This window comes from Mycobacterium sp. NPDC049093, assembly GCF_040704635.1.
Taxonomy (GTDB): Bacteria; Actinomycetota; Actinomycetes; order Mycobacteriales; family Mycobacteriaceae; genus Mycobacterium.
Genome location: NZ_JBEZJS010000002.1, coordinates 1,039,184 through 1,054,272, shown reverse-complemented (window position 1 = coordinate 1,054,272; position 15,089 = coordinate 1,039,184). Strand labels below are relative to the sequence as shown.

Sequence of the window (15,089 nt, the reverse complement as noted above, 5' to 3'; positions counted from 1 at the left end):
GCACTACAGATAAGCATGTCGCCCACGGTCGCAAACACCATCCCGATCACCGTCAGCGACAGTCGAGGACACCCGCAACCGACCTACAGATAACACAGCTGCCGCCAGTTGACTGACCAGCGCGGCACGGTCCAGGCCGCCGAGCGCACCGAGCGCCTCCAACCGGGCCGGCACTTCCGCGGGGTTGTTGGCGTGCACGGTCCCTGCTCCGCCGTCATGGCCGGTGTTGAGTGCGGCCAGGAGGTCGACCACCTCGGCCCCACGAACCTCACCGACGACGATCCGGTCCGGGCGCATCCGCAACGCCTGCCTGACCAGGTCACGCACGGTGACCTCACCGACGCCCTCGACATTGGCGCCCCGAGCCACCAGCCGGACCAGATGCGGGTGCGGCGGGGCCAGTTCGGCGGCGTCCTCGACACAGACGATGCGTTCGTGAGCGGGGACGGCACCCAGCGCGGCGGCCAACAGCGTCGTCTTACCGCAACCGGTGCCCCCGGAGATGAGGAAGGCCAGCCGGGCCCGGATGACCGCGCGCAGCAGCTCGGCGGCCTGCTGCGGGATCGCCCCGGATTCGGTGAGACTGTCGAGATTCTGGGTGGCCGGGCGCAACACCCGCAGCGACAGGCAGGTACCCGCGGCCGCGACCGGGGGCAGCACCGCGTGCAGACGCACGGTGAACGGACCGATGCCGTTGAGCTGACCGTCCACCCAGGGCTGCGCCTCATCGAGGCGGCGCCCGGCCAGCAGTGCCAACCGCTGCGCCAGCCGCCGGACCGCGCTCTCGTCGGGGAAACAGACTGCGCTGCGGTGTAATCCGTTGCCGTCGTCCACCCACACCGCGTCGGGGGCGGTGACGAGCACATCGGTGGTGGTCGGCGCGGACAGCAACGGTTCCAGAACGCCGGCACCGGTCAGTTCGGTCTCCAGCAGCCGCAGATTGCTGAGTACCTCGGTGTCTCCGAGCAGACCGCCGGACTCCGCCCGGATCGCCGCGGCCACCACGCCGGGGTTGAGCGGAGCGGCTTCGGCCACCAGCCGTTCGCGTACCCGGTCGATCAGCGAGGCGCTCACGCTGACTCCTGCACAGGGTGCCCGGCCAGGACCGACAACACCCGACGCGCGGCCGAACCCAGCGGTGAACGTGGCCGCACCCTCAGTCCGCCGCGCTCCAGCACCTCGGCGATGCCGGCCTGCGGTCTCATCGCCGCCAGCAGCGGCAGATCCACGATGCGAGCCACCTCGGTCGCCCGCAGCCCACCCGGTGACGGTCCCCGCACCACCACACCGGCATTGGGGTTACAGGCCAGCACCCACGGCCGCGCAGCGGTTGCGGCAGTACACGACCGCACGTCGGCCGGTGCCACCAGGACCACCAGATCGGCTGCATTCAAGGCGGTTTCGGCGGCTTCGGTGGCGCGCCGGGGCACGTCGCACACCACCGTGACACCGCCGCGGCAGCCCGCCTCGATGACCGCCGCCACCGGCCCGGCCTCGATATCGGCGCCCGAGCGCCCGCTGGAGAGCACGCTGACCTCGTCCCGGCGCGGCAGCGCGTCGCGCAGCGCCGGATATCCCAGCCGGCCACCCTGCAGGGCCAGGTCCGGCCAGCGCAGGCCGGCCAGATCCTCACTGCCCGCCACCAGGTCGATTCCGCCGCTCCACGGATCGGCTTCGATCAGCAGCGCAGCCGGCGCCGATTGGGCCAATGCCACCGCGAACACCGATGCCCCGGCACCGCCGCGAGCGCTGACCACCGCCACCGCCGGGCCACGACCGCCAGCGTCGCGACAGTCCGCTTCGGACAGGACCGCCACGAGGTCGGCGTCCTGGGCGGGCAGTGTCATCACGTGCTGCGCGCCAACGGAGACCGCCGCCTGCCAGTCGTCCGGCCGCGGCTCCACGTGACCGACGAGGATCACCCGCGGGCGGCGCGGCAACCCGCGCGTGGCGCACCGCAGAGCCGCCGCGGCGTCGAGCAGCACGGCGGCGGCCGCCGTCCACGCCTTGCGCCCAGAGGGGTCGTCGACGACGACGAGGCCGACACCAGCGGCAGCGGCCACCCGCGACACGTCCTCACGCAGCTGCGGATCGCCGATCAGCGCCAGCACCGTGCCGGCCGGGGTGATCGTGATGGTCGGAATGGCCATGTGCCCACCCTGCGGGCAACGACAGGGCCGGCACCATCACCAATTCGCGGATTGTGGATGAACTACGCGCTGTGGATCAATCCCGGGCGGAGAACACGCCGGGCGACACGCTGAAAATACGGTTCCGCAACCACCGGGGCAGGGCCGGTAAGGATTCTTCCCCCAGAAAAGGGACGACCCCCGCCAGGGGGGGAGGAGGCGGAGGTCGTCGTGTATCAGCCCCGGGGGGTCGGGCTGATACACCCTCGGCATAAGCCGAGTAATGCTCACTATACACACGGAACTGCCAAAACATGCAAGAGACACCGCTGCGGGCTACCGAGGCGATCCCGGAATCGCCGTCGGAAAGAATGTGTCTTGAACTGCCATTTTGTGTTCCCGTCAAGATAACGTGCCACAGGTGCCTCTATGCTGACGCTTGTGACCGCATCCGATCGGGCTGCCGGGGAATTGATCGCACAGCAATCCGGGCCGCACAACGGTCGGCCGGTACGTACGGCGGCCTTCTTCGACCTCGACAAGACCGTCATCGCCAAGTCCAGCACGCTCGCTTTCAGCAAACCTTTCTTTAATCAAGGTCTGCTGAACAGACGCACCGTTCTCAAGTCGACGTATGCCCAATTTCTGTTCCTCATGTCGGGCGCCGACCACGACCAGATGGACCGGATGCGCAGCTACATCACCAACATGTGCACCGGTTGGGATGTCGAGCAGGTCAAGTCGATCGTCGGCGAGACGCTGCACGACATCGTCGACCCCCTGGTCTTCGCCGAGGCCGCCGAGCTCATCGCCGACCACAAGCTGTGTGGCCGCGACGTTGTGGTGGTGTCGGCGTCGGGCGAGGAGATCGTCGCGCCCATCGCCAGGGCACTGGGCGCCACCCACGCGATGGCGACCCGGATGGTGGTCGAAGAGGGCCGTTACACCGGCGAAATCGCGTTCTACTGCTTCGGCGAGGGCAAGGTCGAGGCGATCCGCGCCCTGGCCGCACGCGAGGGCTATGTCCTCGATCACTGCTACGCCTACTCGGACTCGATCACCGACATCCCGATGCTGGAATCCGTGGGCCACCCCACCGCCGTCAACCCCGACCGGGGACTGCGCAAAGAGGCCGCTTCACGTGGGTGGCCGGTGCTGACGTTCACCAAGCCGGTGTCGCTGCGCGACCGGCTTCCCGCTCCGTCGACGGCCGCCGTCGCCACCACTGCGGCCGTCGGGATCAGCGCTCTGGCGGCGGGCGCATTGACCTATTCATTGTTGCGTCGCTTCACTTCCTGAGCTACCGAACGTAGTAGCTGAGACGACGGCGTAACGATCAGAACTCGGGTGCATTTGACCCTTGCTGTGACCGTGGTCACGTAGTACAAAGGAACCACGGAAGCTTGGATGAGGCCAAGGCTTAGCCAGAAGAGAAGGCTGAATCTCCCGAACCAGGCTCCCCAGCACGGGTCCCGGCACCCACGCGGAGCACATGCCGCGGAATAGGCAAAAGTGTTGCGGGCCTGCGTGATTGCGAAGAGCGGACGGCTACGACGGCCCTTTGGGTAGGGTTGCAGCCGAGGCGCATTGCAAGGACGCCGAGGCCACCCACGCAACCCACGTTGGCACGCTTGGTAACCGGTATCCGTGCTAGCGGGCGACGCGCCGAAACATCGTTTCGGACCGTCGCCCGCTTTCGTTTGCTGGAAATACCCTGAGCGGCTGGTTCAGCCTGCCGCGGATTGGGCGATCTGCAGCGCTTCCCGCGCACCGCCCTTCAGGGCCTCGCTACTGAGCAGCAGCCACGCAGTCAGCCCGTCGGCGGTCCCGGAGGCGAATCCCCGTGCAGCAGCCCGGTACTCCCCCGACTTCCGCATCCAGTGCACCTCGGGAACACCCAGCCCGTGCGGATCGAGCCCGCTGGCGATGGTCACCAGGCGCGACACCGCGCGAGCCACCACCCCGTCGGCGGTGCCGAATGGAGCCAGGCTGAGCAGTTCGCCATGAGCCACGGCGGCCAGCACCGGCGCCGGAACCTTGGAGCCGCCGGCCACGATCTCGGTCAGCAGCTCAAGACGGCGTCCGACGTCAAGGTCGGTGCGTGGCCGGCCCAGGTGCTCATCGTCGGTGAGGTCGGCCGCGGCCAAGGCGTGCAGCCGGGCCAGGGCCTGCATCGGGGCCCGCTGCCACACCCCGACCAGCGAGGTGGCGCCACCTTCCAGCGCCTCGGCGACGCGGATGGCGCCCGCGGTCACCGGGTCGGGTTCGCCGTCGGCGGACAGCTGGAGGGCCCCGCCGTCGAGCACCGCGGAGGCCCGCGCTGCGCGTAGGGCGGCCTCGGCGGCCGTCTGTGGCCAGCCGCGCAGATTGAACTTGTGTCGATGCGCCCGGCCCAAGGCCTCACGCGCCTCGTCGCTGGCCGCAGAAACACCGGGCAGGTCGATCAGCGGTGCGAGTGGATCGGTCATACGCGAAACGCTAGCCGACCGTTGGACTCCATCTCGCCGACCGTTGGGCGCATGAGGACCGCCGCCCGCCCGGCGTCTTGTGACGTCCCAACGCCGGTGCAACGTTTGGTGACTAGGCTCACATGCATGTCAAACGCGCCAGCGACGTCTACCGAAGTTCCGTCAGCCTATCCGCCGCCTGCCGATTTCGCGGCCAATGCCAACGCGACGGGCGAGTTGTACGCCGAGGCCGAGAAGGACCGGCTGGCGTTCTGGGCTGCCCAGGCCGACCGGCTGAGCTGGCAGACCCCGTTCAGCGAGGTGCTGGACTGGTCGGAGGCTCCGTTCGCGAAGTGGTTCGTCGGCGGCAAGCTCAACGTGGCCTACAACTGCGTCGACCGTCACGTCGAGGCGGGCAATGGCGACCGGGTCGCGATCCACTGGGAGGGTGAGCCCGTCGGCGACGCCCGCGACATCACCTACGCCCAGCTCAAGGACGAGGTCAGCAAGGCTGCCAATGCGCTGGCCGCACTCGGCCTGACCGCCGGCGACCGCGTCGCCATCTACATGCCGATGGTGCCCGAGGCGATCGTCGCGATGCTGGCGTGTGCGCGCCTGGGCGCCATGCACAGCGTCGTGTTCGCCGGGTTCTCGGCGTCGGCGCTGCGGGCCCGCGTCGAGGACGCCGAGGCCAAGCTCGTCATCACCACCGACGGCCAGTACCGGCGCGGCAAGGCCGCCTCGCTCAAGGACGCGGTGGATGAAGCCGTCTCGGGCCAACCGTCGGTCGAGCACGTCCTGGTGGTGCGCCGCACCGGCATCGACGTGAACTGGACCGAGGGCCGCGACCTGTGGTGGCACGAGACCGTCGACGTCGCCTCCCCGGAGCACACCCCGGAGGCGTTCGACGCCGAGCAGCCACTGTTCCTGCTGTACACCTCGGGGACCACGGGTAAGCCCAAGGGCATCGTGCACACCTCGGGCGGCTACCTCACCCAGTCGGCGTACACCCACTACAACGTGTTCGATCTCAAGCCCGAGACCGACGTGTACTGGTGCACCGCCGACATCGGCTGGGTGACCGGGCACACCTACATCGTCTACGGCCCGCTGGCCAATGGCGCCACCCAGGTGGTCTACGAGGGCACCCCCACCTCGCCGACCGAGCACCGTCACTTCGAGATCATCGAAAAATACGGCGTCACAATCTATTACACCGCGCCCACGCTGATCCGCACCTTCATGAAGCTGGGCCGCCAGATCCCCGCCGAGCACAACCTGTCCAGCCTGCGGCTGCTGGGGTCGGTGGGCGAGCCGATCAACCCCGAGGCCTGGCGCTGGTACCGGGAAGTCATCGGCGCCAACAAGACCCCGATCGTCGACACCTGGTGGCAGACCGAGACCGGGGCGATCATGATCTCCCCGCTGCCCGGTGTCACGGCAGCCAAGCCCGGCTCGGCCATGACCCCGCTGCCCGGCATCTCGGCCAAGATCGTCGACGACGCCGGCAACGAGCTGGTCCCCGGCGCCGACGAAGCCGAACACGTCACCGGCTACCTGGTGCTGGACCAGCCGTGGCCGGCGATGCTGCGCGGCATCTGGGGCGACCCGCAGCGGTTCAAGGACACCTACTGGTCGCGCTTCGCCGAGCAGGGCTGGTACTTCGCCGGTGACGGTGCCCGCTACGACTCGGACGGCAACATCTGGGTGCTGGGCCGCATCGACGACGTCATGAACATCTCCGGACACCGCATCTCGACCGCCGAGGTGGAGTCGGCGCTCGTCGGGCACTCCGGGGTGGCCGAGGCTGCCGTGGTCGGCGCATCCGACGAGACCACCGGTCAGGCCATCTGCGCGTTCGTCATCCTCAAGGCCTCCGCGCACGGCGGGGCCGACACCATGATCGAGGAACTGCGCGCTCAGGTGGCGACCGAGATCTCGCCGATCGCCAAGCCGCGGGAAATCCACGTGGTGCCCGAGCTGCCCAAGACCCGAAGCGGCAAAATCATGCGCCGGCTGCTGCGCGACGTGGCCGAAGGCCGCGAACTCGGAGACACCTCGACCCTGGTCGACCCCAGCGTGTTCGAGGCGATCCGCGCCGGCAAGTAGGCACAGCTCGTCGAAAGGCCAGTTATGGCATGCGTTTCCAAAGCGGGCGTGTCATAACTGGCCACTCGGGATCAGGGAATCGGGACGAAACCCGTTCCCGGTCGGTTCTTGGCGGTGATGTCGGCCAGTTGCGTGTTGAACGACATCGTCACCGCCGGCGTGTGCAGAGGCACGAACTTGACGACGCAGGTCGGCAGTTCCTCGCTGTAGGCGCCGTGAATCATGCCCACCAGTCGGTTGTTCACCGTCACCGGCGCGCCCGAGTCGCCCGGCTGTCCGCACACCTGGTTGACGATGGTGCCCGGGTCCTTGCCCGGTCCCCAGGTGACGCCGCAGGAATAGCCGGTGGTGCGGCCGAGCTTGCAGGCGATCTCCCCGAACGCCGGGTCCGGTCCGAGCCCGTCGATCTGGAAACCGTCGACGTTGTTGGTCGGGGTGACCTTCGCGGGATCGAATTCGATCACCGCGTAATCGAGCAGGTCGTTACCGGCGACCATCTTGCCCACCAGTCCGGCGCTGTCCGCGCCTTCAGCCGACACCACGGCACCCGGTCCGCCGCAGTGTGCGGACGTGAAACCGATGAGCCGGCCCGCACTGTCGTGCCCGATGGTGGTGAGCGTGCAGAACGAATCGCCGTTGACGACGATGCCCGAGCCGCCGCCCAGTACAACCGGCTGATCGGCATGAGCCGGGGCCGAGGTCAACATCGCAACAGCGGCGAGGATCGGTGCGCCAATCAGCAACTGCAGGCGGTGTCTGCTCGTCAAGTGTCCTCCGATCGACGCGCCCGACCCGCGCAACTCAAGAATGCGATCAGTCTACTAAGACCAGGATGTCGGCCGGGATCGTTAACGGCTTCGCCGCATGGCAACATGAACGCCATGAGCACAGGCGACCGCAGGGACGGCGTTCCGACGACGGTGACCTCGATTCCGCTCGTCGACCCGCATGCCCCCAAGCCGGACCCCTCGATCGGCGACCTCGTCAAGGACGCCACCGCGCAGGTCTCCACCCTGCTGCGCGCCGAGGTGGAGTTGGCCAAGGCTGAGATCACCCGGGATGTGAAGAAGGGCCTGACCGGCAGCGTGTTCTTCATCGCCGCGCTGGTGGTGCTGTTCTACTCGACCTTCTTTTTCTTCTTCTTCCTGGCCGAGCTGCTCGACACCTGGCTGTGGCGCTGGGTGGCCTTCCTGATCGTGTTCGGCCTGATGGTGCTGACCACGGGGGCGCTTGCGGTGTTCGGCTTCCTGAAGGTGCGACGGATCAGAGGTCCGCAGCAGACGATCGAGTCGGTCAAGGAGACCCGCGAGGCCCTCACGCCCGGCCATGACAAGGGCGCACTGCCCGCTGTCCCGGTCAAGCCGGCGACCGACCCGTCAGGCTGGTAATGCCTCCACCCGCTCCGTCGATCGCCAGGATCGAGGGGCCGTGGCGGCATCTGCAGGTGCACGCCAATGGGATTCGCTTCCATGTGGTGGAGGGCGAGGGCTCGCAGGGTGACAGCGAGACGGACCGCCCGCTGGTCATCTTCCTGCACGGGTTCGGCTCGTTCTGGTGGTCGTGGCGTCATCAACTCACCGCGCTGACCGGTGCGCGTGTGGTGGCGGTCGATCTGCGTGGCTACGGCGACAGTGACAAACCACCGCGCGGCTACGACGGCTGGACCCTGGCCGGAGATACCGCCGGGCTGGTGCGCGCGTTGGGCCACAAGACCGCGACCCTGGTCGGGCATGCCGATGGCGGTCTGGTGTGCTGGGCGACGGCGGTCCTGCATCCGCGGGTGGTCAACGCGATCGCACTCGTCAGTTCACCGCACCCGCTGGCGTTGCGGACGTCCACCTTGACCCGGCGCGACCAGGGCCGCGCGCTGTTGCCGTCGATGCTGAGCTACCAGTTGCCGGCCTGGCCCGAGCGCACGCTGACCCGTCACGACGGCGCGGAGCTGGAGCGCCTGGTCCGCAGCCGGGCGGGCACCAAATGGCAGACCAGCCAAGACTTCTCCCAGACCATGGGCCATCTACGTCAGGCCATCCAGATTCCAGGGGCCGCGCACTGTGCACTGGAATATCAGCGGTGGGCGGTGCGCAGCCAGCTACGCGGTGAGGGCCGGCGGTTCATGCGCTCGATGAAACGTCCGATCGGCGTGCCGGTGTTGCACATGCGCGGCGATGCCGACCCGTATGTGCTGGCCGACCCGGTGCACCGGACCCAGCATTATGCACCGCATGGCCGGTATGTATCGATCACGGATGCAGGGCATTTCGGCCACGAGGAACAGCCGGAGGCCGTCAACGCGCAGCTGAGCCGGTTCCTGACCCAGCTGCGCGCCAACTGATCAGGAGTTGATGCAGGTTCCGGTCGCGACGCGCTGGGTGTTGCCGATCTTGGCCAACTGATGCTCGACTTCCTTGGCGGTCAGCACGAATCCGGTATCGGCGTCGTCGACTGCCGCACCGAACACCACGCCCAGCACCTTGCCGGACCGGTTGATCATCGGCCCGCCTGAATTGCCTTGCCGCACCGTGCCCCTGACCGTGTAGACCTCGCGGGTGACGGTGGTGGTGCGGTAGATGTCGGGTCCGTTGAGCTCGATGATCTCGCGCACGCGGGCCGGGGTGGCCAGGAAGTCGCCGCCACCCGGGTAACCCATCACCACAGCGTCGGTGCCCTTCGGGGCCGGTTGTTCGGCGAACTGCAGCGGCGTGATCGGCAGGTTCGGGACGTCGAGGATCGAGATGTCGGCGTTGGGGTCGTAGGACACCACCCCGGCGTCGTAGGTCTTTCCGTCGGCCTCGATGGTCACGCTGTCGGCACCGGCGACCACATGGGCGTTGGACATGACCCGGTTGGGGGCGACCACGAAACCGCTGCCCTCAAGCACTTTCTGGCAACTCGGCGCGACACCGCGGATCTTGACCACGCTGGGCCGGGAGGTCGTCACCACAGGATCGGTGGCCAGTGCCGCGTCCGGGGCGTCGACGTTGACGATCGGGGTCCGCCCGAACGGTTCGAGCACATCGGGCAGCCCGGAGGTGTCCAGCAGCGCCGACAACCGGTTCGGCACGGACCGCAGCCAGTCCGGCGCGACCTTGTCGACCTCGGTGAGCACCCGTGAATTCTTCACGGCCGCAGCCAGATTCGGCTGGTCCGAGGAGGTGAGCAGACTGCCCAGCAGCCAGGACGCCACCAGGACGGCGACCAGCATCAGGCTCACCCCGACCGCCGAGTCCAACACCCGGAACACCGGGTTTCGGATGGTGCCGCGCACCGCACGGCCCAGCACCACACCGGCGATCTCACCGATCACCACGAGCGCGAGGATCAGGAAGAGCGTGGCGAAAAGCTTGGTGCGGTCACCGCTGACGTGCGGGATCACGTGCGGCGCCAGCAGCACGCCTGCCACCGCACCGAGCACCACGCCGATGAAGGACAGCAGGGAGCCGAGCGCGCCGGAACGCCAGCCGGAGATGGCTGCGACGAACCCGATGCCGAGGATGGCGAAATCGAGCCAGACCGAAGGTGTCATCTATATCCACTTCAACATTGGGCTTCACCGTAACCGTTGTCATGCCCGACGAGGGCCATTGCGTCGTCGAGTCCGCGCACGTCGTCGGTGTTCCACGGTTTGGCCCAACCTGCGACGTCGAGGATCGCCGAGATCACCTGGCCGGTGAAGCCCCACACCAGCATCTCGTTGAGGAGGAACGCCGGTCCGGCAAACCGGCTGGTGTTGGCCTCCCGGTACACCATGAGGCGGTTCTCGGGGTTGGTGAAGGCGCGCACCGGAACCCGTGCGACGACCGCGGTCTCGGATTCGTTGACAACAGCGACGGGCCCTGGGTCGGGCGAGTACGCCAGCACCGGGACCACGTGGAACCCGGACGGCGGGATGAACATCTTCTCCAGCGTCGCCAGCGGGTACAGGCGGTCGGTGTCGATGCCGGTCTCTTCCCAGGCCTCGCGGAACGCCGTGCCCACCGGACCCTGGTCACCGGGATCGGTGGCCCCGCCGGGGAACGCGGCCTGACCGGCGTGGTGGCGCAGGGTCGAGGCGCGGACCGTGACCAGCAGGTCGGCGTCCTCGGGAAGGAGCGGAGGTGTTCCCTCGGCCGGGCCGGAGAAGAGGACCAGGACCGCGGCATCGCGCCGGGCGCCGGCCTGGGCGGCTTGATTGTTGGCTTCGACGATGCCTGCCAGCACCTCAGGGGGAACCCGTCGGCGATAGGCGTCCGGTACTCGGTCGAGGTTGTCGACCAGCGGTTTGAGCCAGGCCGGGGCGGCATCCGGGAACAGCCCGTCGCGCGTCGATCTCACCCCGGGTGCTCCTATCGGCTAGAGCGGATCTTTTCGTCGACCGCCGCCGCGATCTCGTCGGCGCTGACGAACGATCGGGGTAGGGTCCCGGCCACGCTACCGTCCGCGCGCAGCACGACCGTCGCAGGCATGACGTTGGGCACCTTGAGCGCAGCCGCGACCAGCCGTCTGCCGTCCTGCAGGGTCGGAAGACGCACTCCGAGCTCGGCCAGACGCACCAGCGCCGCCGTCTCGTTCTCGTCCTGGTGCACCGTCACGACCAGTACATCGTCGCCGACCCGGCGCTGGTATTCGGCCATCGCCGGAAGCTCGTCGGCGCACGGGCCGCACCAGTACGCCCAGAGGTTGAGCACCACAGTCCGGCCGGCCAGCGCCTGCGCCACGTCCACGGGCTTCCCGTCGCCGACGCACTCCAGGGTGATCCCACGCAACGCTTCAGGTCCGGGACCCTCCGCTGGCCCGGGGCACGGCGGCAGCTCCGCACGGGCCCGGGGTCCGGCGAGGGCCGCCGGGGTGTCGGCATCGCGATGATCGCGGGAGGTGGACTGTTGCCCCACCCCGGCCTGCGGTGCGGGCTCGTCGCGCAGTTCCATCCAGAACGCGGTGCCCAGCGCCACCAGGACGACGAGGACCACCACGGTCCAGCGGGCCGATCTGCTCACGGTGCGTTCACAGGCCGGCCAGCGCCAGCAGATGCTCGGTCTCGGGACCTCTGACCAGTGCAGCAGCCGCGGGCGGATCGGTGGGCCCGAGCCCGAACGACGGGCAGTCCTTGGCCAGAACACACACTCCACACGCCGGCTTGCGGGCGTGGCAGACCCGGCGGCCGTGGAAGATCACCCGGTGGCTCAGCAGGGTCCATTCCTTGCGTTCGATGAGCTCACCGATCGCGAACTCGACCTTGACCGGATCCTCTTCCTCGGTCCAGCGCCACCGCCGCACCAACCGGCCGAAGTGGGTGTCGACGGTGATCCCCGGGATGTCGAAGGCGTTACCCAGGATGACGTTGGCGGTCTTGCGCCCCACCCCCGGCAGCGTCACGAGGTCCTCGATGTTGTCGGGCACCTCGCCGTCGAACCGGGCCACCAACTCCTGGCCGAGCCGGATCAGCGAGTTGGTCTTGTTCCGGTAGAAGCCGGTCGGCCGGATCAGCTCCTCCATCTCGGTGCGATCGGCCTGGGCATAGTCCAGGGCCGTGCGGTATTTGAGGAACAACGCCGGCGTGGTCAGGTTCACCCGCTTGTCGGTGCTCTGTGCCGACAGGATGGTCGCCACCGCCAGCTCCAGCGGATTGGTGAAGTCCAGCTCGCAGTAGACGTGCGGAAATGCCCGCGCCAGTTCACGGTTCATTCGTCGAGCCCGACGAACCAGGCCCAGGTGGGTTTCGCTGTCCCACTTCTTGGACCGGCGCGTCTTCCCTGTCGGGGCGGCAGCCTCAGTCACGTCAATCAGCCTACTGACCTCGCCGGACATACTCCTGCGCGGACCGGTGATGATTCGTGACCCCACTGAGACCTACGCCGTGTTAACTACTGCCTTGTGTCGTGGTTGCTGGTGGCGCTCATCCCGGGCTTGCTGATGCTGGCGGCGTTCGGGCTCGAGCGGCTGGAATCGGGGTTGGAACGAAAGCCCGCGCCTGCGGCGCCCGCGCCCCGGGTCAAACCTGTCCTCATCGACGTCGAGAGTGAACGTTTGCCGACGCGCTACTACGAACCGCAGGCCATCAATACCGGGTTTCCTGCGTCTCGACATGTCAATCGTGTGTAGCGTGGGCTAGTCGCGAAACCGCGTACCTCTAGACTGAGCAGGAAATATCAGTAAGAGGACAACACACCCAATAGCTTAAGGGGCAACGTGGACGAGATCCTGGCCAGGGCCGGAATCTTCCAGGGCGTCGAACCGACCGCCGTTTCGGCGCTGACGAAGCAGTTGCAGCCCGTCGACTTTCCGCGCGGGCACACCGTCTTCGCCGAGGGCGAACCCGGCGACCGCCTGTACATCATCATTTCCGGCAAGGTGAAGATCGGCCGCCGTTCACCGGACGGCCGCGAGAACCTGCTGACCATCATGGGCCCGTCGGACATGTTCGGTGAGCTGTCGATCTTCGACCCGGGGCCTCGTACCTCGAGCGCCACCACCATCACCGAGGTGCGCGCCGTGTCGATGGACCGCGACGCGCTGCGCGCGTGGATCGCCGACCGTCCCGAGATCGCCGAGCAGCTGCTGCGGGTGCTCGCGCGTCGTCTGCGCCGCACCAACAACAACCTGGCCGACCTGATCTTCACGGACGTTCCCGGCCGCGTGGCCAAGCAGCTGTTGCAGCTGGCTCAGCGGTTCGGAACCCAGGAGGGCGGGGCGCTGCGCGTCACGCACGACCTCACGCAGGAAGAGATCGCCCAGCTCGTCGGCGCGTCCCGCGAGACCGTCAACAAGGCACTCGCCGATTTCGCCCACCGCGGCTGGATCCGCTTGGAGGGCAAGAGCGTGCTGATCAGCGACAGCGAAAGGTTGGCGCGCCGAGCGCGCTAGCGCGAGCATCCAGCACAGCGCGCGTTAGTTTTCCGCCGAAACGGCATTCCGGCAGCGATTGTTCGAGTAATCAGCTGCTGGAATGCCGTTTCGGCGTTTCTGGGGTCAGGCCCGCAGATAGTCCAACTGGGCCTGCACGCTCTTCTCGGCGGCGTCCCACAGTTTCTGGTCGACGTCGGTGTAGACGTGCTCGACGACCTGGCGCGCCGAGGCGTCCTCACCGAGTTCCCGTAGCGCCGCCCGGATCTGGTCCAACCGCTCTTCGCGGTGGGCCAGGTACATCGCGGTGACCTCGTGGAGATTCGGCAGATCGGGTCCGTGCCCGGGCAGCACCGTCCGGGCGCCCAGTCCCTGCAGCCGCTGCAGGGATTCCAGGTAGTCACGCAGGCTGCCGTCCTCGGTGTCGATGACGGTGGTGCCGCGGCCCAGCACGGTGTCGGCGGTCAGTACCGCCCCTTGCCCGTTGTCGTCGTCGAGCACGAACGACAGTGAATCGACGGTGTGGCCGGGGGTGGCCATCACCTTGATCCGCAGCCCGGCCGCGTCGATCACCTCGCCATCGGTCAGCGGACCGCCGAGGCCTCGCAGGAAGCCACTGCCGACCGAACGGACCGTGGCGCCGGTCAGGTCCACGAGCTTGTCGATGCCGCCGGTGTGGTCCTCGTGCTTGTGACTGATCAACACCAACGCGACGGTGCCCAGCTCGGCGATGCGGGCGATGTGCGCCGCATCGTCGGGTCCGGGGTCGACGATGACGATCTCGTCGCTGCCCGGACCGCGCAGCACCCACGTGTTGGTGCCCTCCAGGGTCATCAGCCCCGGGTTGTCGCACAGCAGCACCGAGGCCGATTCGGTCACCGGCCGTAACAGCCCGTAGGCCGGGTGTTGCATGACGACGCGGTTGCCTCTCCTCATGCTCGATCGCTTACGCGATCTCGGCGATGATCTCGACTTCGACCGGCGCGTTGCGCGGCAGTTCCGACACGCCGACGGCCGAACGCGCATGCGCGCCCGCCTCGCCGAAGATCTCGCCGAACAGTTCGGAGGCGCCGTTGACGACGCCGGGCTGTCCGCTGAATCCGGCTGCGGAGGCGACGAACCCGGTCACCTTGACGATCCGGACGACGGAGTCGATGCCCACCAGTGCGTGCACGGCGGCCAGCGCGTTGAGGCCGCAGACCCGGGCCAGCTCGTTGCCCTGCTCGGGGCTGATCTCCGCGCCGACCTTGCCGGTGGCCAGCAGCTCGCCGGCCTGGATCGGCAGCTGACCGGCGGTGTAGACGAGGTTGCCGGTCCGGACGGCGGGGACGTACGCGGCCAGCGGAGCGACGACGTCCGGCAGTTCGATGCCGAGTTCGGCCAACCGCTGAGAGTTGGTCACTTCGGCCGCTTCAGGTAGGCCACGTGCTGCTCGCCGGTCGGGCCGGGCAGCACGGAGACCAGCTCCCAGCCGTCCTGTCCCCACTGATCGAGAATCTGTTTCGTGGCGTGGGTCAACAACGGCACCGTGGCGTATTCCCACCGGGTTGGTTCGCTCATGGCCCGAGCCTATCGGTCGGAC

The 15,089-nt window shown here is 68.0% G+C and carries 17 protein-coding genes; 6 read left to right on the top strand and 11 right to left on the bottom strand.

The window, feature by feature from the left end; genetic code table 11:
• Positions 1-3 precede the first annotated feature (3 nt).
• Both AB0876_RS10570 and ssd read right to left on the bottom strand, forming a co-directional pair.
• On the bottom strand, positions 4-1,074 hold the full coding sequence (locus AB0876_RS10570; protein WP_526041908.1) for a TadA family conjugal transfer-associated ATPase: 1,071 nt from the start codon (positions 1,072-1,074) through the stop codon (positions 4-6).
• Positions 1,071-2,150 carry a septum site-determining protein Ssd gene (gene ssd, locus AB0876_RS10565; RefSeq protein ID WP_491840252.1) on the bottom strand — a complete coding sequence of 360 codons (1,080 nt, stop codon included), beginning with the start codon at positions 2,148-2,150 and terminating at the stop codon, positions 1,071-1,073. The genes AB0876_RS10570 and ssd overlap by 4 nt, the downstream gene beginning before the upstream one ends.
• A 420-nt stretch (positions 2,151-2,570) precedes the next feature.
• Between ssd and AB0876_RS10560 the strand changes: the two genes are divergently transcribed.
• Complete coding sequence (locus AB0876_RS10560) at positions 2,571-3,428, top strand: HAD-IB family hydrolase (RefSeq protein ID WP_413784902.1); 858 nt, start codon at positions 2,571-2,573, stop codon at positions 3,426-3,428.
• 428 nt (positions 3,429-3,856) lie between these two features.
• Here the strand turns inward: AB0876_RS10560 and AB0876_RS10555 are convergent, their stop codons facing one another.
• On the bottom strand, positions 3,857-4,597 hold the full coding sequence (locus tag AB0876_RS10555) for a Fic family protein (protein WP_491840251.1): 741 nt from the start codon (positions 4,595-4,597) through the stop codon (positions 3,857-3,859).
• A gap of 126 nt (positions 4,598-4,723) precedes the next feature.
• On the opposite strand from AB0876_RS10555, the gene acs reads away from it, so the two are divergent.
• Positions 4,724-6,685: an acetate--CoA ligase gene (acs, locus tag AB0876_RS10550; RefSeq protein ID WP_526041907.1), complete on the top strand. Its 1,962-nt coding sequence runs from the start codon at positions 4,724-4,726 to the stop codon at positions 6,683-6,685.
• Positions 6,686-6,756: 71 nt separating this feature from the next.
• Here acs and AB0876_RS10545 read toward each other — a convergent pair whose 3' ends face one another.
• The gene (locus tag AB0876_RS10545; RefSeq protein WP_491840261.1) at positions 6,757-7,392 is read right to left on the bottom strand and encodes a S1 family peptidase; all 636 of its coding nucleotides are present in this window, start codon (positions 7,390-7,392) and stop codon (positions 6,757-6,759) included.
• A 174-nt stretch (positions 7,393-7,566) separates the two neighbouring features.
• On the opposite strand from AB0876_RS10545, the gene AB0876_RS10540 reads away from it, so the two are divergent.
• Positions 7,567-8,073: a phage holin family protein gene (locus AB0876_RS10540; protein WP_491840249.1), complete on the top strand. Its 507-nt coding sequence runs from the start codon at positions 7,567-7,569 to the stop codon at positions 8,071-8,073.
• Entirely contained in the window at positions 8,073-9,020 is a 948-nt protein-coding gene (locus tag AB0876_RS10535; RefSeq protein WP_491840248.1) for an alpha/beta fold hydrolase, read from the top strand. The genes AB0876_RS10540 and AB0876_RS10535 overlap by 1 nt, the downstream gene beginning before the upstream one ends.
• Here the strand turns inward: AB0876_RS10535 and marP are convergent, their stop codons facing one another.
• From marP to nth, 4 genes are read right to left on the bottom strand one after another with little or no spacing between them, the layout of a single operon-like run.
• Entirely contained in the window at positions 9,021-10,211 is a 1,191-nt protein-coding gene (marP, locus tag AB0876_RS10530; RefSeq protein WP_055118119.1) for an acid resistance serine protease MarP, read from the bottom strand. It lies immediately after the preceding gene.
• Positions 10,212-10,222: 11 nt separating this feature from the next.
• Positions 10,223-10,999, bottom strand: coding sequence for an NUDIX hydrolase (locus AB0876_RS10525; protein ID WP_491840247.1), 777 nt, complete (start codon positions 10,997-10,999; stop codon positions 10,223-10,225).
• 11 nt (positions 11,000-11,010) lie between these two features.
• On the bottom strand, positions 11,011-11,661 hold the full coding sequence (locus AB0876_RS10520) for a TlpA family protein disulfide reductase (RefSeq protein ID WP_491840246.1): 651 nt from the start codon (positions 11,659-11,661) through the stop codon (positions 11,011-11,013).
• A gap of 7 nt (positions 11,662-11,668) precedes the next feature.
• A complete protein-coding gene (gene nth / locus AB0876_RS10515) occupies positions 11,669-12,349 on the bottom strand; it encodes an endonuclease III (protein ID WP_526041945.1) in 681 nt (226 codons plus the stop codon).
• Between the two features lie 189 nt (positions 12,350-12,538).
• Here nth and AB0876_RS10510 point away from each other — a divergent pair, with 189 nt between their 5' ends.
• Both AB0876_RS10510 and crp read left to right on the top strand, forming a co-directional pair.
• A complete protein-coding gene (locus AB0876_RS10510) occupies positions 12,539-12,766 on the top strand; it encodes a hypothetical protein (RefSeq protein WP_491840244.1) in 228 nt (75 codons plus the stop codon).
• A gap of 87 nt (positions 12,767-12,853) precedes the next feature.
• A complete protein-coding gene (gene crp, locus AB0876_RS10505; protein ID WP_003883807.1) occupies positions 12,854-13,528 on the top strand; it encodes a cAMP-activated global transcriptional regulator CRP in 675 nt (224 codons plus the stop codon).
• A 105-nt stretch (positions 13,529-13,633) separates the two neighbouring features.
• On the opposite strand, the gene AB0876_RS10500 is transcribed toward crp, so the two are convergent.
• The 3 genes from AB0876_RS10500 to sp36 are packed head-to-tail and all read right to left on the bottom strand — an operon-like array spanning position 13,634 to position 15,067.
• Positions 13,634-14,419, bottom strand: coding sequence for an MBL fold metallo-hydrolase (locus AB0876_RS10500; protein ID WP_526041944.1), 786 nt, complete (start codon positions 14,417-14,419; stop codon positions 13,634-13,636).
• 34 nt (positions 14,420-14,453) lie between these two features.
• Entirely contained in the window at positions 14,454-14,909 is a 456-nt protein-coding gene (locus AB0876_RS10495; RefSeq protein ID WP_491840243.1) for a RidA family protein, read from the bottom strand.
• Positions 14,906-15,067, bottom strand: a complete 162-nt coding sequence (gene sp36, locus AB0876_RS10490) for a Sp36 family protein (protein ID WP_075908995.1) — start codon at positions 15,065-15,067, stop codon at positions 14,906-14,908. The genes AB0876_RS10495 and sp36 overlap by 4 nt, the downstream gene beginning before the upstream one ends.
• Positions 15,068-15,089: the final 22 nt, after the last annotated feature.

Bases quoted from the DNA above. Each gene is read 5' to 3' on its own strand.
- nth (WP_526041945.1), bottom strand. From the start codon at position 12,349: ATGAACCGTGAACTGGCGCGGGCATTTCCGCACGTCTACTGCGAGCTG.
- AB0876_RS10555 (WP_491840251.1), bottom strand. From the start codon at position 4,597: ATGACCGATCCACTCGCACCGCTGATCGACCTGCCCGGTGTTTCTGCG.
- AB0876_RS10540 (WP_491840249.1), top strand. From the start codon at position 7,567: ATGAGCACAGGCGACCGCAGGGACGGCGTTCCGACGACGGTGACCTCG.
- marP (WP_055118119.1), bottom strand. From the start codon at position 10,211: ATGACACCTTCGGTCTGGCTCGATTTCGCCATCCTCGGCATCGGGTTC.
- acs (WP_526041907.1), top strand. From the start codon at position 4,724: ATGTCAAACGCGCCAGCGACGTCTACCGAAGTTCCGTCAGCCTATCCG.
- AB0876_RS10535 (WP_491840248.1), top strand. From the start codon at position 8,073: ATGCCTCCACCCGCTCCGTCGATCGCCAGGATCGAGGGGCCGTGGCGG.
- AB0876_RS10500 (WP_526041944.1), bottom strand. From the start codon at position 14,419: ATGCAACACCCGGCCTACGGGCTGTTACGGCCGGTGACCGAATCGGCC.
- ssd (WP_491840252.1), bottom strand. From the start codon at position 2,150: ATGGCCATTCCGACCATCACGATCACCCCGGCCGGCACGGTGCTGGCG.
- sp36 (WP_075908995.1), bottom strand. From the start codon at position 15,067: ATGAGCGAACCAACCCGGTGGGAATACGCCACGGTGCCGTTGTTGACC.
- AB0876_RS10545 (WP_491840261.1), bottom strand. From the start codon at position 7,392: ATGTTGACCTCGGCCCCGGCTCATGCCGATCAGCCGGTTGTACTGGGC.